Origin of the sequence: Buttiauxella sp. BIGb0471, from assembly GCF_024807715.1 — a bacterium.
GTDB lineage: Bacteria > Pseudomonadota > Gammaproteobacteria > Enterobacterales > Enterobacteriaceae > Buttiauxella > Buttiauxella agrestis.
The window spans coordinates 311,917-330,300 of record NZ_JANUEU010000001.1 but is presented as its reverse complement, the minus strand read 5'-3'; the positions used below and the strand labels follow the sequence as shown (position 1 = coordinate 330,300).

Annotated in this window: 20 protein-coding genes, 5 tRNA genes and 1 other RNA gene; 7 read left to right on the top strand and 19 right to left on the bottom strand. The window is 50.2% G+C overall.

Annotation, left to right across the window (positions count from 1 at the left end; genetic code table 11):
• Positions 1-205: 205 nt before the first annotated feature.
• The 5 genes from galE to gpmA all read left to right on the top strand — a co-directional run bounded on the left by galE (position 206) and on the right by gpmA (position 5,426).
• Positions 206-1,222, top strand: coding sequence for a UDP-glucose 4-epimerase GalE (galE, locus tag M2371_RS01560; RefSeq protein WP_259266705.1), 1,017 nt, complete (start codon positions 206-208; stop codon positions 1,220-1,222).
• A 9-nt stretch (positions 1,223-1,231) separates the two neighbouring features.
• A complete protein-coding gene (gene galT / locus M2371_RS01555; RefSeq protein ID WP_259266704.1) occupies positions 1,232-2,278 on the top strand; it encodes a galactose-1-phosphate uridylyltransferase in 1,047 nt (348 codons plus the stop codon).
• 3 nt (positions 2,279-2,281) lie between these two features.
• Positions 2,282-3,430: a galactokinase gene (gene galK, locus M2371_RS01550; RefSeq protein WP_259266703.1), complete on the top strand. Its 1,149-nt coding sequence runs from the start codon at positions 2,282-2,284 to the stop codon at positions 3,428-3,430.
• The gene (galM, locus tag M2371_RS01545) at positions 3,424-4,464 is read left to right on the top strand and encodes a galactose-1-epimerase (protein WP_259266702.1); all 1,041 of its coding nucleotides are present in this window, start codon (positions 3,424-3,426) and stop codon (positions 4,462-4,464) included. The genes galK and galM overlap by 7 nt, the downstream gene beginning before the upstream one ends.
• Before the next feature lie 209 nt (positions 4,465-4,673).
• Complete coding sequence (gene gpmA / locus M2371_RS01540) at positions 4,674-5,426, top strand: 2,3-diphosphoglycerate-dependent phosphoglycerate mutase (RefSeq protein WP_034497101.1); 753 nt, start codon at positions 4,674-4,676, stop codon at positions 5,424-5,426.
• A gap of 63 nt (positions 5,427-5,489) precedes the next feature.
• Here the strand turns inward: gpmA and aroG are convergent, their stop codons facing one another.
• A complete protein-coding gene (gene aroG / locus M2371_RS01535) occupies positions 5,490-6,542 on the bottom strand; it encodes a 3-deoxy-7-phosphoheptulonate synthase AroG (RefSeq protein WP_259266701.1) in 1,053 nt (350 codons plus the stop codon).
• Between the two features lie 320 nt (positions 6,543-6,862).
• On the opposite strand from aroG, the gene M2371_RS01530 reads away from it, so the two are divergent.
• Positions 6,863-7,240, top strand: coding sequence for a YbgS-like family protein (locus M2371_RS01530; protein ID WP_034497105.1), 378 nt, complete (start codon positions 6,863-6,865; stop codon positions 7,238-7,240).
• A gap of 123 nt (positions 7,241-7,363) precedes the next feature.
• Positions 7,364-8,296 (top strand): CDF family zinc transporter ZitB, encoded by a 933-nt coding sequence (zitB, locus tag M2371_RS01525; RefSeq protein ID WP_259266700.1) that lies wholly within the window; start codon positions 7,364-7,366, stop codon positions 8,294-8,296.
• Here the strand turns inward: zitB and pnuC are convergent, their stop codons facing one another.
• The 18 genes from pnuC to cydB form a co-directional block, all read right to left on the bottom strand.
• Positions 8,297-9,013: a nicotinamide riboside transporter PnuC gene (gene pnuC, locus M2371_RS01520; RefSeq protein ID WP_115627750.1), complete on the bottom strand. Its 717-nt coding sequence runs from the start codon at positions 9,011-9,013 to the stop codon at positions 8,297-8,299. It abuts the gene before it with no gap.
• A 23-nt stretch (positions 9,014-9,036) separates the two neighbouring features.
• Positions 9,037-10,098, bottom strand: a complete 1,062-nt coding sequence (nadA, locus tag M2371_RS01515; RefSeq protein ID WP_034497112.1) for a quinolinate synthase NadA — start codon at positions 10,096-10,098, stop codon at positions 9,037-9,039.
• Between the two features lie 185 nt (positions 10,099-10,283).
• Positions 10,284-10,359 (bottom strand) — tRNA-Lys (locus tag M2371_RS01510).
• A 3-nt stretch (positions 10,360-10,362) separates the two neighbouring features.
• Positions 10,363-10,438 (bottom strand) — tRNA-Val (locus M2371_RS01505).
• 34 nt (positions 10,439-10,472) lie between these two features.
• Positions 10,473-10,598: non-coding RNA, RtT sRNA (locus tag M2371_RS01500), on the bottom strand.
• Between the two features lie 14 nt (positions 10,599-10,612).
• Positions 10,613-10,688 (bottom strand) — tRNA-Lys (locus M2371_RS01495).
• Between the two features lie 45 nt (positions 10,689-10,733).
• Positions 10,734-10,809 (bottom strand) — tRNA-Lys (locus M2371_RS01490).
• 44 nt (positions 10,810-10,853) lie between these two features.
• A tRNA-Lys gene (locus tag M2371_RS01485) sits at positions 10,854-10,929 on the bottom strand.
• Between the two features lie 164 nt (positions 10,930-11,093).
• Entirely contained in the window at positions 11,094-11,885 is a 792-nt protein-coding gene (gene cpoB / locus M2371_RS01480) for a cell division protein CpoB (RefSeq protein WP_259266699.1), read from the bottom strand.
• A gap of 9 nt (positions 11,886-11,894) precedes the next feature.
• Positions 11,895-12,416, bottom strand: a complete 522-nt coding sequence (gene pal, locus M2371_RS01475; protein ID WP_034497134.1) for a peptidoglycan-associated lipoprotein Pal — start codon at positions 12,414-12,416, stop codon at positions 11,895-11,897.
• A gap of 26 nt (positions 12,417-12,442) precedes the next feature.
• Positions 12,443-13,735 carry a Tol-Pal system beta propeller repeat protein TolB gene (gene tolB / locus M2371_RS01470; RefSeq protein WP_034497136.1) on the bottom strand — a complete coding sequence of 431 codons (1,293 nt, stop codon included), beginning with the start codon at positions 13,733-13,735 and terminating at the stop codon, positions 12,443-12,445.
• Positions 13,736-13,862: 127 nt separating this feature from the next.
• The gene (tolA, locus tag M2371_RS01465) at positions 13,863-15,113 is read right to left on the bottom strand and encodes a cell envelope integrity protein TolA (protein ID WP_259266698.1); all 1,251 of its coding nucleotides are present in this window, start codon (positions 15,111-15,113) and stop codon (positions 13,863-13,865) included.
• 28 nt (positions 15,114-15,141) lie between these two features.
• Entirely contained in the window at positions 15,142-15,573 is a 432-nt protein-coding gene (gene tolR, locus M2371_RS01460; RefSeq protein WP_034497142.1) for a colicin uptake protein TolR, read from the bottom strand.
• A 10-nt stretch (positions 15,574-15,583) separates the two neighbouring features.
• Complete coding sequence (gene tolQ / locus M2371_RS01455; RefSeq protein ID WP_072009447.1) at positions 15,584-16,270, bottom strand: Tol-Pal system protein TolQ; 687 nt, start codon at positions 16,268-16,270, stop codon at positions 15,584-15,586.
• Positions 16,267-16,671, bottom strand: coding sequence for a tol-pal system-associated acyl-CoA thioesterase (gene ybgC, locus M2371_RS01450; RefSeq protein ID WP_034497145.1), 405 nt, complete (start codon positions 16,669-16,671; stop codon positions 16,267-16,269). Before ybgC ends, tolQ begins: the two co-directional genes overlap by 4 nt.
• A gap of 147 nt (positions 16,672-16,818) precedes the next feature.
• Positions 16,819-17,112, bottom strand: a complete 294-nt coding sequence (gene ybgE, locus M2371_RS01445; protein ID WP_034497148.1) for a cyd operon protein YbgE — start codon at positions 17,110-17,112, stop codon at positions 16,819-16,821.
• Positions 17,112-17,225: a cytochrome bd-I oxidase subunit CydX gene (gene cydX, locus M2371_RS01440; RefSeq protein WP_064512614.1), complete on the bottom strand. Its 114-nt coding sequence runs from the start codon at positions 17,223-17,225 to the stop codon at positions 17,112-17,114. Before cydX ends, ybgE begins: the two co-directional genes overlap by 1 nt.
• Before the next feature lie 14 nt (positions 17,226-17,239).
• Positions 17,240-18,379 (bottom strand): cytochrome d ubiquinol oxidase subunit II, encoded by a 1,140-nt coding sequence (gene cydB, locus M2371_RS01435; protein WP_034497152.1) that lies wholly within the window; start codon positions 18,377-18,379, stop codon positions 17,240-17,242.
• Positions 18,380-18,384 lie beyond the last annotated feature (5 nt).

Genomic DNA, 18,384 nt, shown 5'->3' with positions numbered 1-18,384 from the left:
ATCGGTAGGGTGAATTTTATCCACCCTACTTTCAGACAACCCGCAACATCCCTACGACACCTATTTGTTTTATAATCACTTTTCTGGCTTTTGAGTGCGCCTGAAACATTAGTGTAAACGATTCCACTAATTTAGCCCGTGTCACACTTTTCGCATCTCTGTTATGCTATGTTTATTACATACCATACGCGCAATGGAGCGAAAAATGAGAGTATTGGTAACAGGTGGTAGCGGTTACATTGGCAGTCACGCTTGTGTGCAACTGCTGCAAAATGGCCACGATGTCGTCATTCTGGATAACCTCTGCAACAGTAAACGCAGTGTGCTGCCGGTGATTGAACGTCTTGGCGGAAAACACCCGCTGTTTATTGACGGCGATATTCGTGATGAAGCCTTACTGGCTGAAATTTTCCACGATCATCAAATTGATGCTGTTATCCATTTTGCCGGGCTTAAAGCCGTAGGCGAGTCGGTTAACAAGCCGCTGGAATATTACGACAACAACGTCACCGGTACTTTGCGCCTGATTTCTGCGATGCGTGCCGCCAACGTCACCAACTTCATATTCAGCTCTTCCGCCACCGTTTATGGCGATCAGCCACAAATCCCTTACGTTGAAAGCTTCCCGACCGGTACGCCTGCAAGTCCATATGGCCGCAGCAAGCTGATGGTTGAACAGATTCTGGCTGATTTACAAAAAGCCCAGCCAAGCTGGAGCGTGGCTTTACTGCGTTACTTCAACCCGGTCGGCGCGCATCCGTCAGGGGATATGGGCGAAGACCCGCAAGGTATTCCAAACAACCTGATGCCGTATATCGCGCAGGTTGCCGTCGGGCGCCGCGATTCGCTGGCGGTGTTTGGTAATGATTACCCAACCGAAGATGGCACAGGTGTCCGCGACTATATTCATGTGATGGATTTAGCCGATGGTCATGTTGCTGCTATGCAAACGCTACAAGGTAAGCCTGGCGTGCATATCTATAACCTCGGTGCAGGTGTTGGTAGCAGCGTGCTGGATGTGATCAACGCTTTCAGTACCGCTTGCGGCAAGCCGGTGAATTATCACTTCGCCCCGCGCCGTGAAGGCGATCTCCCCGCTTACTGGGCAGATGCCACCAAAGCCGACCAAGAACTTAACTGGCGTGTCAGCCGGACTCTGCAAGAAATGGCAGATGATACCTGGCGCTGGCAATCTCGCCATCCTCAAGGTTATCCAGACTAAGGAAATGTGATGGAGCAGTTTAACCCGGTGGATCATCCACATCGTCGTTACAACCCATTGACCGGACAATGGATCCTGGTTTCCCCGCATCGGGCTAAACGCCCATGGCAAGGGGCGCAGGAAACACCGTCCCAAGAAACCTTACCGACGCACGATCCGGATTGTTTCTTGTGTCCTGGTAATACGCGCGTAACGGGCGATAAAAATCCGCAATATACCGGCACGTTTGTTTTTACTAACGACTTTGCTGCGCTGATGACCGACACCCCGGATGCGCCTGAAAGCAGCGATCCTCTGTTACGTTGTGAAAGCGCACGCGGTACCAGCCGGGTTATCTGCTTTTCACCCGACCACAGTAAAACGCTGCCGCAGCTTTCTGTCACCGCGTTGGAAGAAGTGGTGAAAACCTGGCAAGAACAGACTGCGGACTTAGGCCAAACCTACCCGTGGGTGCAGGTTTTTGAAAATAAAGGCGCGGCGATGGGTTGCTCCAACCCGCATCCGCACGGCCAGGTTTGGGCAAATAGTTTCCTGCCCAATGAAGTGGCGCGTGAAGATGCATTGCAGCGCGAATACTTTGCTGAAAATGGCTCGCCAATGCTGGTCGATTACGCACAGCGCGAGCTTAAAGATGGCAGCCGCACGGTTGTTGAAACCGAACACTGGATTGCTGTGGTGCCTTACTGGGCTGCCTGGCCGTTCGAAACGCTGCTGCTGCCAAAAACGCATATCCTGCGCATCACCGATTTAACGGCAGAACAACGCAGTGATTTAGCCGTCGCGCTGAAAAAGCTGACCAGCCGTTATGACAACCTGTTCCAGTGCTCATTCCCCTATTCTATGGGCTGGCACGGCGCACCGTTTACTGGTGAAGAAAACAGTCACTGGCAACTGCATGCCCACTTCTATCCGCCATTGCTGCGAAGTGCGACGGTGCGTAAATTTATGGTCGGCTATGAAATGCTGGCTGAAACTCAACGTGATTTAACCGCAGAGCAAGCCGCAGAACGCTTGCGTGCAGTGTCCGATATCCACTTTCGCCAATCCGGAGAATAAAAAATGAGTCTGAAAGATAATACCCAACACATCTTTGCCGAGAAATTTGGCTATCCGGCGACCCACACCATTCAGGCTCCGGGGCGCGTAAACCTGATTGGCGAACATACCGATTACAACGACGGCTTCGTACTGCCTTGCGCAATCGACTACCAGACAGTAATCAGCTGCGCGAAACGTGACGACCGCATGGTGCGTGTCATCGCTGCGGATTATGACAATCAAGTGGATGAGTTTTCACTGGATAAACCCATTCTGAGCCACGATACACAGCAATGGTCTAACTACGTGCGCGGTGTCGTTAAGCATCTGCAAAAACGTGACAAGAACTTTGGTGGCGCTGATTTAGTGATCAGCGGCAACGTACCCCAGGGCGCGGGTTTGAGTTCATCAGCCTCTTTGGAAGTAGCGGTCGGTACGGTGTTCCAGAAGCTTTATCATCTGTCCCTTGATGGTTCACAAATTGCGTTGAATGGACAGGAAGCAGAGAACCAGTTCGTCGGCTGTAACTGTGGAATTATGGATCAGCTGATTTCAGCGTTAGGCAAGAAAGATCACGCATTACTGATCGACTGCCGCACGCTGGGCACCAAAGCTGTTTCGATGCCAAAAGGCGTGGCAGTTGTCATCATCAACAGTAATTTCAAACGCACGCTGGTCGGTAGCGAATACAACACCCGCCGCGAGCAATGCGAAACGGGCGCACGTTTCTTCAGCCAGAAGGCGCTGCGTGACGTGCAACTGTCCAAATTCAATGAAGTGGCTCATGAGCTTGACCCGGTTGTGGCCAAACGCGTGCGCCATGTTCTGACTGAAAACATCCGCACCGTTGAAGCCGCTGACGCGCTGGCAAAAGGTGACTTGCTGCGAATGGGCGTGCTGATGGCTGAATCTCACGCATCGATGCGCGACGATTTTGAAATCACCGTACCGCAAATCGATACGCTGGTTGAAATCGTGAAAGCGACTATCGGCGATAAAGGCGGTGTACGTATGACGGGTGGCGGCTTCGGCGGTTGCATCGTGGCGCTTATCCCGGAAGATTTGGTTCCAGCGGTTAAACAAGCGGTCGAAAAACAGTACGAAGCGAAAACTGGTATCAAAGAAACCTTCTACGTTTGCAAACCTTCGGAGGGCGCTGGCCAATGCTAAAAGAGACTCCACAGCTCGCACCAGACGGGCAACCTTTCCGCATCTCCACCCTGCGCAATAGCGCGGGGCTGGTTGTCACCGTGATGGACTGGGGCGCAACTTTGCTGTCATGCCGCGTACCGATGAAAGATGGCAGCGTGCGTGAAACGCTGCTCGGCTGCGAAACGCCGGAAGATTATCTGAATCAGTCGGCTTATCTGGGCGCAACCGTAGGACGTTATGCCAACCGCATTGCTAACAGCCAGTTTGAGCGTGACGGTGTTACCGTAAACGTCACTGCTAATCAGGGCGCGCACCAGTTGCATGGTGGCCCGGACGGGTTTGATACCCGCCGCTGGCGCATTGTGCGTCAGAACGAGCATGAAGTGCTGTACACGCTTGATTCGCACGATGGCGACCAGGGTTTCCCTGGTGAGTTACGCGCTACGGCGCGTTATGCGTTAACCGAAGATAACTGCATTACTGTTGAGTTCCGTGCAAAAACCAGCAAGCCGTGCCCAGTGAATCTGACCAATCATGCATATTTCAACCTTGATGGTCAGCAGAATGATATTCGCCAGCATCGTCTGCAATTGTTGGCTGACAGCTATTTGCCCGTCGACAGCAGCGGTATTCCGCAAGCCGGGCTTAAAGATGTGGATGGCACCAGCTTTGATTTCCGCACACCAAAAACTATCGCTGATGATTTCTTGAGTGATGACGATCAGGTGCTGGTGAAAGGCTACGATCATGCTTTCTTACTACAGGCGCAAGGCGATGCCAGCCTGCCCGCAGCACACGTCTGGTCGAGCGACAATAAACTGCAAATGACGGTCTACACCACGGCACCAGCGTTGCAATTTTACAGTGGTAATTACCTTGATGGCACGCCTGCACGGGAACAAGGTACTTACAGCGCATACCAGGGTCTGGCACTGGAAAGTGAGTTTCTGCCAGATAGCCCAAACCACCCTGAATGGCCACAACCCGATTGCTGGTTACAGCCCGATGATGAATATCTGAGCATTACAGAGTACGAATTTACTCCACTCTAAGTTTTTCGCCCTCCTTCACGGAGGGCGATTATTATTCAGATCGCTGGATTTCCCGCCATTTAGCGACAAAAATATAACAACCGTTCACATCCACCTTACACTCCACACTCTTTTTCGCTATGTTAAACGTTTAGCATTGCCGCTGGCCCCTTTGCGGCAATATAATGATAATCGTTATCATTAATCGCAGGCTTATTAAGGAGTAAACTATGGCTGTTACTAAGCTGGTTCTGGTTCGTCACGGTGAAAGCCAGTGGAACAACGAAAACCGCTTCACTGGTTGGTATGACGTTGATCTGTCTGAGAAAGGTCAAACCGAAGCGAAAGCTGCAGGTAAATTGCTGAAAGACGAAGGCTACTCCTTCGACTTTGCTTACACTTCTGTGCTGAAACGTGCCATCCACACACTGTGGAATATCCTCGATGAACTGGATCAGGCCTGGCTGCCAGTTGAGAAATCATGGAAGCTGAATGAGCGTCACTACGGTGCGTTGCAGGGTCTGAACAAAGCTGAAACCGCAGAGAAATACGGTGACGAGCAAGTTAAACAATGGCGTCGTGGTTTTGCTGTGACTCCACCAGAATTAACTCGCGATGATGAGCGTTTCCCAGGCCATGACCCGCGTTATGCAAGTCTGACCGACAAAGAACTGCCAACGACTGAAAGCCTGGCACTGACCATCGATCGTGTTATTCCTTACTGGAACGAAACCATTCTGCCACGCATGAAAAGCGGCGAGCGCGTCATTGTTGCCGCTCACGGTAACTCCCTGCGTGCACTGGTTAAATTCCTTGATAACCTGAGCGAAGAAGAAATTCTTGAGCTGAATATCCCAACTGGCGTGCCATTGGTTTATGAGTTCGACGAGAACTTCAAACCACTGAAACGTTACTATCTGGGCAATGCTGATGAAATCGCAGCAAAAGCCGCAGCGGTAGCAAACCAGGGTAAAGCGAAGTAATTCGTTAGATGTGAAAAAGGCGTGGTTTTCACCACGCCTTTTTTTATGCAACAGTGCTGCTAATTAGCCACGGCGAACTTTAACCGCATCTGCCAACTGACGCAGAACAGTTTCAGTATCTTCCCAGCCGATACACGCATCGGTAACGCTTTTGCCGTAAACCAGCGGTTCGCCACTCTCGAGGCTCTGATTGCCTTCTACCAGGTGACTTTCAATCATCACGCCGGTAATAGCGGCATCGCCACTCGTAATTTGCTGGCAAACATCGGCACAAACTTCAATCTGCTTCTTGAATTGCTTGCTGCTATTCGCATGGCTGAAATCGATCATCACCTGCGCTGGCAGACCCGCTTTTTGCAAGTCAGTCTTAACCTGAGCAACATGAGTAGCGCTGTAATTTGGCTCTTTACCGCCACGCAGAATGATATGGCAATCGCCATTCCCACTGGTGGTGACGATAGCTGAGTGACCCCATTTGGTCACAGACAGGAAGCTGTGAGGCGCGCCAGCCGCATTGATCGCATCAATGGCAACCTTCATGGTGCCGTCAGTACCATTTTTGAAACCCACCGGGCAAGACAGGCCAGAGGCGAGTTCACGGTGAACCTGAGATTCTGTAGTACGTGCACCGATAGCACCCCAGCTCATCAAGTCCGCCAGATACTGCGGGGTAATCATATCTAAAAACTCACCCGCAGCAGGCAGGCCAGAGTCGTTGATGTCTAACAACAGCTTACGAGCAATGCGCAGGCCATCGTTGATTTTATAGCTGTTATCCATTTCAGGATCGTTGATCAAACCTTTCCAGCCAACCGTGGTGCGCGGTTTTTCAAAATAAACGCGCATTACGATTTCCAGCTCACCTTGCAACTCTTCACGCAGCTCAAGCAAACGTGCGCCATATTCTTTCGCCGCTTTAACGTCGTGAATGGAGCAAGGGCCAATAACCACCAGCAGACGATCGTCATTTCCTTTCAGGATTTTATGAATCGCTTTGCGCGCGCCAGATACGGTGGCGGCGGCTTTTTCTGTGGCAGGGAATTTTTCGAGCAGCGCTACTGGCGGTAACAGTTCGTTGATTTCTTTGATGCGTAAGTCGTCGTTCTGATAATTCATGATATGTCCGGGAATGGCCTTGAGATTTAGCTTAGTTGCAATCCCTTCAATCTATCGCTTCAAGCCTGAAGTGTAAACGGGCTTTTACACTTCAGGCGGAATATTCCTGGAAACGACCTAAAAAGCGTCAAAAAATGGTAAAACCCCGGTTTACCGCTACAATTTTTAATTGTTAACACTAAAAAGTAGTCCTTTAGCAAAATTGTATTCTGACGTGATGTTAATCAGTGACATATTTAGTCGATAAATGGCACAAGCTCAGAATAAAGCAAGTGCACTGTTGGAAGAAGTTATCCAGCAATAACAACCAGAACAGGAGCATGATGATGAAAAAATTAACCGCACTTTTCCTGACAGCAACCCTTTCAGTCGCCAGTGGTCTGGCAATGGCCGCAGATACTAGCGGTGACAATAATGGCCAGGCAAACGCCGCTGCATCAGCAGGCCAGGTCGCACCGGATGCGAATCAGAACCTTGCGCCTAAAGGCGTTGATAATAGCAATATCAATAATGGCGGCACTATGCTTCATCCAAATGGCTCAACCAGCAGTAGCGGTATGACCAGCGACGGGATGAGCAAAGATGAAATCCATAAAAATTCGATGTGTAAAGACGGTAAATGCCCGGATACCAACCAAAAGGTTGAAACCGGTAGCGGTGATGACGTGAACACGAAAGTGGACGGCACTTCACAGTAATTGAAACACCGCTAAACAAGAGGGGAGCTAAGGCTCTCCTTTTTTATGAGCTTTATTCAATAAGTTAATCAGCATTAGTGGTTATAATTAGCGCATCGTCGTTTTGCGAAAACAGAAGAAACCATGGCGCATACACATCAACATTCCTCCGGTGATACCAATTCCAGACGCCTGCTTTGGGCGTTTGTCATCACGGCTCTCTTTATGGTGGCAGAAGTCATCGGAGGGATTATTTCTGGGTCGCTGGCTTTGCTTGCCGATGCAGGCCACATGCTCACAGATGCCGCAGCGTTGTTAGTCGCGTTGCTGGCGGTGCAGTTTGCCCGGCGTCCACCCAATGCCCGTCATACCTTCGGATGGTTAAGGCTGACCACGCTTGCTGCGTTTGTGAATGCTATTGCTCTTGTGGTCATTACCGTATTGATTGTCTGGGAAGCGATAAGCCGTTTTTATCATCCGCAACCGATCGCCGGCTGGACAATGCTGATTATTGCGTTTGCAGGATTGATGGCGAATTTGTTTTCTTTCTGGATTTTGCATCGCGGAAATGAAGAAAAGAATATTAACGTGCGCGCTGCGGCACTGCATGTTCTGGGGGATTTACTGGGTTCTGTAGGCGCGATTGCTGCGGCACTGATCATTCTGTGGACGGGATGGAGGCCCATTGACCCGATCCTTTCTATTTTGGTTTCGTGCCTGGTGCTGCGCAGTGCGTGGAATTTACTTAAAGAGAGTGTCAACGAGCTGCTCGAAGGCGCACCTCACTCCATTGATATCTCTGTTTTGAAGCGGAAATTAGCCAGAACAATCCCAGAAGTTCGTAATGTTCACCACGTACACATCTGGCTGGTTGGCGAAAAACCATTAATGACAATGCATGTGCAAGTGGTACCACCACACGACCACGACGCCCTGTTAGAGCGCATCCATCATTTTCTAAAAGATGAGTATCAGATTGAACATGCGACGGTGCAGATGGAGTATCAGCTTTGCCATGGGCAAGATTGTGATTTAAATGAGCATGGTCAGCACGACCATGCTCATCATCATCATTGATTAAGACAAGGCGCGTGAGCCACGTTCACGCGCACTTTTGATCCACATGCGGCTGCCATTGAGCGCGATAAACGTCAGAATCATATATTCGAGCGACATCGCATAGACACCTTGTAGGGCGAAAATCACCACGCTAATCACGTTAATGATCACCCATAGCAACCAGTTTTCGACGTACTTACGGGTCATCAGAATCATCGCCACAATCGACAACACCATCATGCAAGAGTCCCAGAACGGGAAGGCATCAGGCTGAAGCACTGGCATTGTCACATTCAGCCCCAGTCCCTGCATGACAGAAACCGCTATTCGGGTCAGGAATGCAAATACCGGATCGATAAACACGGTCATTAAACCAATCGCCCCAACACATACCGCAATCCAGGCGAGGGCTTTGGGCAAAGGTAACCAGCGAATCTGGAGAGCGGCCTGATTATCGTTTGTCTGCCGTGACCATGCATACCAACCGTAAATATTGGCCGCAAAGAAGAAAAGCTGAAGCAACAGGCTCGCGTAAAGTTGAATCTGAAAGAAAATTACCGCAAAGAGCGTGACGTTAATTAAGCCGAATGCGTAATTGCTGATCTTTTCAAGGCTCGCCAACCAGATGCACAGTAAGCCCGCCACGGTTCCAATAGCTTCTATCCATGATAAATCATACCCACCAGCGCCGATGGGGATATGAACCAAAATATTCTGCGTGCTAAAAAAATCCATATTCGCTCCTGAGCATAAGATCCTTATGCGTTGCCTTTAATATTCCGTCGTAATTCAGCGGCAAAAGCTAACATTCGATTTAAAGGCACCAGAGCGCCCTCACGGAGTGCAGCGTCAACATGAATCTCATGCGCCGCTCCGCCCTGCTCCAACCCCTCAGCGATAGCTTTAAGGCCGTTCATCGCCATCCATGGGCAATGAGCACAGGTACGACACGTTGCCCCTTCACCAGCTGTCGGTGCTTCGAACAACTCTTTATCCGGGCACGCCTGCTGCATTTTGTAAAAAATCCCGCGGTCGGTCGCCACAATCAGTTTCTTGTGGGGCAACGTTTTTGCCGCAGCAATAAGCTGACTGGTGGAGCCTACTGCATCGGCCAAATCAACGATGGCCTGTGGCGATTCCGGGTGAACTAATACCGCAGCATCCGGATAAAGCGCTTTCATACGCGTTAACGCCTGAGTTTTGAACTCGTCATGTACGATACATGCACCCTGCCAGCACAGCACATCAGCGCCGGTTTGCTTTTGTACATAATTCCCGAGATGACGATCCGGTGCCCAGATGATTTTCTCGCCCAGGCTATCGAGATGTTCAATCAATTCAACGGCGATACTGGATGTCACAACCCAATCCGCACGGGCTTTCACCGCAGCGGAAGTATTAGCATAGACCACCACGGTGCGATCGGGATGCTTATCGCAAAAGGCGTTAAACTCCTCGATTGGGCAACCGAGATCCAGAGAACATTCTGCATTAAGCGTAGGCATCAGAACGGTTTTTTCCGGACTCAGGATCTTCGATGTTTCACCCATAAAGCGTACGCCTGCCACCAGGAGCGTAGTGGCTGGATGATTTGCCCCAAAACGTGCCATCTCGAGAGAATCAGAGATACAGCCGCCAGTCTCCTCCGCCAGAGCCTGAATTTCGGGGTCGGTGTAGTAGTGAGCCACCATGACAGCATTCCGCTCTTTCAGCAGACGCTTGATTTTCTCGCGGTAAAACTGCTTTTCGTCCGCGCTCAAAGGCTGTGGCTTAGGTGGGAAAGGATAAATCGCTGCTTCTGGATCGAACATTACGCTCATAGTGCTTTCTCGTTTGACTGACTTAACCAAATTAGCACTATTCCGGCGTGAATGTACCAGAAATGGCTAGGGTTGTTTTGTATGCTAAACAAGATAGCGAATTATGGCGGGATTGTCGTGAGGAATTTAATTTCAACCAAGAATTGCAGATAGCAAAAAGGCGCCTTTAGGGCGCCTTTCTACATTGGTGGGGCGTGCAGGATTCGAACCTGCGACCAATTGATTAAAAGTCAACTGCTCTACCAACTGAGCTAACGCCCCGAATGGTGGGTGATGACGGGCTCGAACCGCCGACCCCCTCCGTGTAAAGGAGGTGCTCTACCAACTGAGCTAATCACCCAAACTTCCGTACTACTTCGCACTACATTCATAATTGGTGGGGCGTGCAGGATGATTCGGCCTTTGGCCTCACCCTTCGGGTCGTTGCTACGCAACGCTGTTTCGCTTACGCTCAACTCGAACCTGCAGCAGGTTCAAACCCTTCACGACTCACTTGCACAGAATACTTAAATATTGGTGGGGCGTGCAGGATTCGAACCTGCGACCAATTGATTAAAAGTCAACTGCTCTACCAACTGAGCTAACGCCCCGCAATGCGGTTTACTACTTCTTCAAAAACTCACTACATCCGTAATTGGTGGGGCGTGCAGGATTCGAACCTGCGACCAATTGATTAAAAGTCAACTGCTCTACCAACTGAGCTAACGCCCCGCAATGCGGTTTACTGCTTCTTCAAATACTGACTGCTTCGAAATTGGTGGGTCGTGCAGGATTCGAACCTGCGACCAATTGATTAAAAGTCAACTGCTCTACCAACTGAGCTAACGACCCAATTTCGAGTCACTTCGGGTTTGTTTGATATCCCTTGGCAACGGCGGCATATATTACTGATTTAAGATTTTGACGCAACAAGAATTTCGATCAAGATCACCTAATGGCTCGCGTTTCGTTCGGCTTGACCAGAAAAACAGCAATATCTGGTCAGGCCGCACTCACTACATCGCATTCAGACGTTTTTGTGCCTGCTTTGCGCCGTCGGTATTTGGAAATTGTTTGATCACTTGTTGATACACAGCTTTCGCTTTTGCGGTATCGCCTTTGTCTTGCATGATCACACCGACTTTAAACATTGCGTCCGGGGCTTTTGGAGATTTCGGGTAATTTTTCACCACAGAGGCAAAATAAAACGCCGCATCATCCTTTTTCCCTTTGTTGTAATTCAGCTGCCCCAGCCAGTAATTAGCATTTGGCTGGTAAGTTGAATCTGGGTACTTCTTGATAAAACTCTGAAATGCAGCGATGGCTTCGTCCTGACGGGACTTATCCTGCACCATGGCAATAGCGGCATTGTAGTCGCTGTTGGCATCGCCCCCCTGCACAGGAGCAGCCGGAGTGCTGGCTGACGCACCAGCATCAGGTGCTGCTGTCGCAGCAGCGCCCTGATCGGTTGCACCAGCAGCTTGCCCTGCAGCAGCGCCGCTACCGAGGCTGTCTATCTGCAATAAAATTTGCTTCTGACGCTCAACAACCTGATTCAACTGATATTGGCTTTCCTGGATTTGACCACGAAGGGAATCAATATCATTTTGGTTATCAGAGAGTTGTTGTTGAAGTTGGGTTAAGAGTTGACTGTGAGCGTTAGAAATACGCTCGAGTTGAGTGACACGGTCTTCGACCGAGCCTGAGCCGACACTACTGATTGGCGCCTGAGCAGTAGCGGCCCAGGGGGCCGCTATGCCAACCAGTAACGACAGACTCAACAAGTGATGTCTGAGGTTACTGTTCATACTGTTCTCTTAGTAAACCAGAACGGCACGACGGTTTTTAGCGTAAGCCGCTTCGTCATGACCCAGAACTGCTGGTTTTTCTTTACCGTAAGAAACGATGGAGATCTGGTCTGCAGAAACGCCTTTACCTTGCAGGTACATCTTAACAGCGCTAGCACGACGCTCACCCAGGGAAATGTTGTATTCCGGAGTACCACGTTCGTCCGCATGACCTTCTACAGTCACTTTGTAAGATGGGTTGCTACGCAGGAAGTTAGCGTGCGCATCCAGCATTGCAGCGAATTCAGAAGAAACATCATATTTGTCCAGACCGAAGTATACGATGTTGTTCTGTTGCAGCTGTTGCATCTGCAGGCGAGCCTGTTCTTCAGATGACATGTTGCCATTGCTACCGTTAGCGTCCATACCAGTGCCGGCGCCCAGCATACCTTCGCCGCTCTCGTTGTTGGCGCTCTTGTTAGAACTACACGCAGCAATTGCCATAACAGGCAATACCAGCATCAGCCCTTTCAGCACTTTGTTCAGTTGCATTTCTTTGATCCTTTAATATTTTATTATCACAGATACGGCGACCAGGCAGGGAATTTAACCTGACCATCGGTTGCCGGAAGACGCGCTTTGAAACGCCCATCTGTTGAGACCAGATTCAGCACAGATCCCATCCCCTGAGAAGAGCTGTAGATTACCATCGTGCCGTTAGGTGCCAGACTTGGCGTTTCATCCAGGAACGTTGACGATAAAGTTTGTACGCCACCCGCTACCAGATCCTGTTTGGCGATATGTTGTTGCCCACCGTTCGAGCTCACCATCACCATAAACTTACCGTCGGAACTCACATCGGAATCCTGGTTCTGAGAACCTTCCCAGGAAATACGTTGTGGAGCACCGCCATTCACATTCACTTTATAAATCTGCGGACGACCAGCCTGATCGGAGGTGTACGCCAGGTTCTGGCTATCCGGGAACCAGGTCGGTTCAGTGTTGTTGCTGCGACCATCCGTCACCTGACGAATCTGACCAGAGCCAATATCCATCACATACAGGTTCAGGCTACCGGTTTTCGACAATGCGAAGGCTAGCTTGCTGCCGTCTGGAGAGAAGGTAGGCGCGCCGTTGTGACGAGGGAAAGAAGCCACCTGCTGCACCGCACCATTCGCCAGAGTCTGGATAACCAGCGCTGAACGACCGCTTTCAAACGTTACGTAAGCCAGTTTGCTACCGTCTGGAGACCAGGCTGGTGACATCAACGGCTGCGGAGAACGGTGTACCACAAACTGGTTGTAGCCATCGTAATCAGAAACGCGCAGTTCATACGGGAACTGACCGCCATTGGTCTGCACGACGTAAGCAATACGTGTACGGAACGCACCTTTGATACCTGTCAGCTTCTCAAACACTTCATCGCTGGCGGTATGACCGGCATAGCGAAGCCACTGTTTGTTCACTTTGTAGGAATTTTGCGCCAGCACAGTACCTGGGGCGCCAGAGGTATCAACCAACTGGTAAGCCACGGTATAGCTGCCATCACCATTCGGTGTGACCTGGCCAACAACAACAGCATCAATACCCAGAGCGGTCCACGCGGCCGGTTGCACTTCCTGAGCGGAGCCAGGTTGCTGCGGTAAACGTGAACGATCGAGTGGATTGAATTTGCCACTGTTACGTAAATCAGCGGCAACGATGCCACCAATATCTTCTGGTGCTGCACCTGGGCCTGCCCATTTAAACGGCGCCACACCAATTGGACGTGCTGAGTCCACCCCTTGGGTGATCTCAATACGAACTTCTGCGTGCAGCACTGCTGCCCACAGCATTAAAAAACTTAATGCAACTCGAAATGCCTGCTTCATCATATCTCCCTTATCTGGACCCAAAGCCCACGATAATTTAGCAGAATGTTAACAAACTCAAATACACAAAACTACCAAAACCCTGTGACTACAGTAGTAGGCTTTCCCTATTTTCATAGAGGAAAAATCACAGTTTAAAGTCTAGTTTGGCATCTTTTACTTTTTCATAAACTGCCTGGCTAGGCGGTTTAGGAATCTTGGCAGTTTTTGCTGCTGTCAACGCGGCCTGACATAGAGCAGAATCTCCGCCCTCAGGAGTCGCAGATAGCAAGAGTCCATCGGGAGCTAACTTGATGTGTAAAACACAAGTTTGCCCTTGATAAAGACTGGCATCATACAAGCGACTCTGTATGGCACTCCGGATTTGAGCAGCATATGCACTTATATCTGAACCCGTCGCACCACCATTAGCCCCACTTGTACCACTATCTTTAGCAGGCTGACCGTTACCTTTCGCTCCCGCACCCGTTTTCGGTGCATTCTTACCAGAGCTTAGGTCGCCAAATAGATCGTCAACGCCCGCAGCGGCGGCCTTATCGGCAGCAGCTTTATCAGCAGCAGCCTTTTTCTTCGCATCTGCTGCCGCTTTCTTATCGCCAGCAGCTTTTGCAGCCGCAGCCTTATCAGAAGCCGCTTTTTCTGCCGCAGCAGTCTCAGCAGCTTCTTTTGCAGCAGCTTTTTTGGCAGCTTCAGCCGTAGCTTTCTTCTCAGCATCGGCAGCTTTCTTGGCAGCAGCATCTGCAGCTTTCTTTTCGGCTTCCTGCTGAGCTTTTTTCGCCGCAGCGGCAGCTTCGGCAGCAGCCTTTTTCTCTGCATCAGCTGCTTTTTTAGCTGCTTCTTCAGTCGCTTTCTTTTGTGCATCCGCAGCAGCTTTCTTCGCCGCTTCTTCTGCAGCCTTCGCCTGAGCATCAGCTTGCGCTTTAGCATCTGCTTTGGCTTTCGCCGCGGCTGCTTCAGCTTGCTTTTGTTGCTCTTGCGCTTCTTTAGCTGCTTCTTGCGCCTGTTTCTGCTGGTCTGCTTGTTGCTTCGCTTGTTCTTGCGCGTCGAGGCGTTCTTTCTCCAGAGCTTTCAGACGCTGTTGTTCAGCAGCCTGTTTTTCCTGGAGTTCTTCAGCCTGTTGTTGCGCTTGTTTCTCGCGTTGCTCGGCAGCACGTTTACTACTCGCCTGCTGCTGTTGCTGACGATTGTACTGCTGAACAACAGCACCAGGGTCGACCATGACCGCGTCAATAGCCGAACCTCCACCGCCGCCAGCACTGGCGTCGATGTGCTCGTCAAACGAACTCCAAATCAGGACTGCAATCAAAATGATATGCAGGATCACTGAGACGATTATCGCGCGCTTGAGCTTATCGTTTTCTATGGTTGCCTTTGACACTATCGGTTCCCAAATATCGCGAGATGGATCAGATTGGCTGCGTCATCAAACCGACGGATTTCACACCTGCGCTATGCAGCATGTTAAGTGCTTTGATGATTTCCTCGTAAGGAACATCTTTCGCACCACCGATCAAAAAGACCGTTTTCGGGTTTGCCTGCAAACGACGCTGTGCTTCCGCAATAACCTGTTCAGATGGCAACTGGTCCATACGGTCTTTCTCAACCACCACGCTGTACTGCCCTACCCCGGAAACTTCAATAATAACCGGTGGTTCATCGTTACTACTCACCGTCTGCGAATCTGTCGCATCCGGCAAATCAACCTCAACGCTCTGTGTAATGATTGGAGCTGTTGCCATAAAAATAAGCAGCAACACCAACAGTACGTCCAGCAGAGGAACGATGTTAATTTCGGACTTTAATTCCCGACGACCACGCCCACGTCCACGTCTGGCCATGACTTACCCCTTACTGCTTATCGCTGCTGGTAAAAGCCTGACGGTGCAGGATAGCCGTGAACTCTTCCATGAAGTTGTCGTAATTCAATTCCAGTTTGTTCACACGTTGATTCAGGCGGTTATACGCCATAACCGCAGGGATTGCAGCGAACAGACCGATTGCAGTTGCAATCAGTGCTTCTGCGATACCGGGTGCAACCATCTGCAATGTCGCTTGTTTGACCGCACCGAGTGCGATAAAGGCGTGCATAATCCCCCAAACCGTACCAAACAGACCGATATACGGACTGATTGAACCCACGGTTCCGAGGAAAGGAATATGAGTTTCCAGCGTTTCCAGCTCACGGCTCATGGAAATACGCATGGCGCGAGATGCCCCTTCAACAACTGCTTCAGGTGCGTGCGTGTTAGCACGATGCAGTCGGGCAAACTCTTTAAAGCCTGAATAGAAAATTTGTTCAGAGCCAGCAAGATTGTCACGGCGGCCCTGGCTTTCCTGATAGAGACGGGACAATTCAATGCCCGACCAGAACTTATCTTCAAATGCTTCTGCTTCACGAGTAGCAGCATTGAGGATGCGCGTACGCTGAATAATGATTGCCCATGATGCAATGGAAAAACCAATCAAAATCAACATGATAAATTTGACCAGAAGGCTTGCCTTCAGGAACAAATCAAGGATATTCATGTCAGTCACTGCTTGAACTCCGCGACAATAGACTTGGGAAGCGCACGAGGCTTCATTAGGTGTGGATCAACACAGACAATCAGGACCTCAGCTTCGTTGAGTACCTGGTTATCGGCATTGACGATTCGCTGTGTAAATACCATAGAGGTACCACGCATCGATGTAATTTCACTTTGGATTTCGAGTAAATCGTCGAGTCTGGCCGGCGCCAGATAATCCACTGTCATTCTGCGAACAACAAAGGCGACGCGCTCCGCCAACAAATCTTGCTGGTTGAAGTTGTGATGGCGCAGCATCTCTGTGCGTGCTCTTTCATAAAAAGCAACATAACTGGCATGGTAAACCACACCACCGGCATCGGTATCTTCGTAGTAGACACGAACCGGCCATCGAAACAGCGTTGTACTCACTTTACATCCCGGTAATGCAATTAAACGTTGCTACTATACGCAAGAGGATGGGGGTTGGGAATGGGTTGCATTAAACGTTAGGTAAATATTTATGGGCTTGTTAAAGCCCATAAAATGTGTGTAAAAATCTTCAAGCTTAAAGAAGCATCAGAAGAAGAAAATAGCCAGCCCTGCCAGCAGGACTAATAGCGCAGGCAACGGACTAAAAACGCCCTGCCACAGCACTTTACGTGGACGAAAACCCACACCATGTATCACGCCGGTGCAAACAGCCCACATCAACAAAAAACCGTGCCAGATTGCCAGGTCACTGGTTTTTGCCGCAAAGCGGGACGGGTCCCAAAACATACACCCGGCCAGGATAAGTGCCATGATCAAGGAAAGAGCCCTTAAAGGGCTCTTATCCATTACCGCATACAGCTTTGCGATAATTCCTTCCATCAAATTTCTTCTTTACCAGCTTTAGCAGCTTCTACGTGCTCAAGTGCCAGGGCGGTAATGATGCCAAAAGCACAGGCAAGAAGCGTCCCCAGAATCCATGCAAAGTACCACATAATCAGCTCCTTACTTAGTACAGAGAGTGGGTGTTGCTTTCGATATGCTCTTTGGTGATTCGACCGAACATTTTCCAGTAACACCAGATGGTGTAGATGAGAACGATCGGCACAAATACCGCAGCAACAAAGGTCATCACGTTCAGCGTCAGCTGGCTGGATGTGGCATCCCACATGGTCAGACTCGCGTTCAGCATGGTGCTTGAAGGCATGACGAACGGGAACATCGCCACACCAGCAGTCAGAATCACACAAGCCAGAGTCAGTGAAGAGAACAGGAATGCCATGGCACCTTTCTCCAGACGCGACATCAACACAGTCAGCAGCGGCAGAACCACGCCCAATGCAGGGATGAGCCACAGGATAGGCATATTGTTGAAGTTCACCATCCATGCACCTGCCTGACGAGCGACTTCTTTGGTCAGCGGGTTAGAAGCTGCATGGTGATTCAATTCTGAAGTCACAACATAGCCGTCAATCCCGTAGATAACCCAAACACCAGCCAATGCGAAGCACACCATCATCACCAGCGCTGAAATTTGCGCAGCGGCTTTGGCACGCAGATGCAGTTCACCCACAGTACGCATTTGCAGGTAAGTAGCACCTTGAGCAAGGATCATGGATACGCTCACGACACCAGCCAGCAGGCCAAACGGGTTCAGCAACTGGAAGAAGTTACCGGTGTAGTACAGGCGCAGATACTCATCAACGTGGAACGGCACGCCTTGCAGCAGGTTACCGAACGCCACACCAATGACTAACGGTGGCACGAAGCTACCGATGAAAATGCCCCAGTCCCACATGTTGCGCCAGCGCATGTCTTCAATCTTCGAGCGGTAATCAAAACCTACCGGACGGAAGAACAAAGAAGCCAGTACCAGAATCATCGCTACATAGAAGCCGGAGAACGCTGCAGCGTAAACCATCGGCCAGGCAGCAAACAGCGCACCACCAGCAGTGATGAGCCACACCTGGTTACCATCCCAGTGCGGAGCGATGGAATTCACCATAATGCGGCGTTCAACGTCAGATTTGCCAATGATGCGAGACAACATGCCCACGCCCATGTCAAAGCCGTCGGTGACTGCAAAACCAATCAGCAAAATGCCAACCAGCAGCCACCAGATAAAGCGCAATACTTCATAATCGATCATTTGAC

Excerpts from the sequence above, each read along its gene's own strand:
- galE (WP_259266705.1), top strand. The coding sequence starts at position 206 with ATGAGAGTATTGGTAACAGGTGGTAGCGGTTACATTGGCAGTCACGCT.
- galT (WP_259266704.1), top strand. The coding sequence starts at position 1,232 with ATGGAGCAGTTTAACCCGGTGGATCATCCACATCGTCGTTACAACCCA.
- galK (WP_259266703.1), top strand. The coding sequence starts at position 2,282 with ATGAGTCTGAAAGATAATACCCAACACATCTTTGCCGAGAAATTTGGC.
- galM (WP_259266702.1), top strand. The coding sequence starts at position 3,424 with ATGCTAAAAGAGACTCCACAGCTCGCACCAGACGGGCAACCTTTCCGC.
- gpmA (WP_034497101.1), top strand. The coding sequence starts at position 4,674 with ATGGCTGTTACTAAGCTGGTTCTGGTTCGTCACGGTGAAAGCCAGTGG.
- aroG (WP_259266701.1), bottom strand. The coding sequence starts at position 6,542 with ATGAATTATCAGAACGACGACTTACGCATCAAAGAAATCAACGAACTG.
- M2371_RS01530 (WP_034497105.1), top strand. The coding sequence starts at position 6,863 with ATGATGATGAAAAAATTAACCGCACTTTTCCTGACAGCAACCCTTTCA.
- zitB (WP_259266700.1), top strand. The coding sequence starts at position 7,364 with ATGGCGCATACACATCAACATTCCTCCGGTGATACCAATTCCAGACGC.
- pnuC (WP_115627750.1), bottom strand. The coding sequence starts at position 9,013 with ATGGATTTTTTTAGCACGCAGAATATTTTGGTTCATATCCCCATCGGC.
- nadA (WP_034497112.1), bottom strand. The coding sequence starts at position 10,098 with ATGAGCGTAATGTTCGATCCAGAAGCAGCGATTTATCCTTTCCCACCT.
- cpoB (WP_259266699.1), bottom strand. The coding sequence starts at position 11,885 with ATGAACAGTAACCTCAGACATCACTTGTTGAGTCTGTCGTTACTGGTT.
- pal (WP_034497134.1), bottom strand. The coding sequence starts at position 12,416 with ATGCAACTGAACAAAGTGCTGAAAGGGCTGATGCTGGTATTGCCTGTT.
- tolB (WP_034497136.1), bottom strand. The coding sequence starts at position 13,735 with ATGAAGCAGGCATTTCGAGTTGCATTAAGTTTTTTAATGCTGTGGGCA.
- tolR (WP_034497142.1), bottom strand. The coding sequence starts at position 15,573 with ATGGCCAGACGTGGACGTGGGCGTGGTCGTCGGGAATTAAAGTCCGAA.
- ybgE (WP_034497148.1), bottom strand. The coding sequence starts at position 17,112 with ATGGAAGGAATTATCGCAAAGCTGTATGCGGTAATGGATAAGAGCCCT.
- cydX (WP_064512614.1), bottom strand. The coding sequence starts at position 17,225 with ATGTGGTACTTTGCATGGATTCTGGGGACGCTTCTTGCCTGTGCTTTT.
- cydB (WP_034497152.1), bottom strand. The coding sequence starts at position 18,379 with ATGATCGATTATGAAGTATTGCGCTTTATCTGGTGGCTGCTGGTTGGC.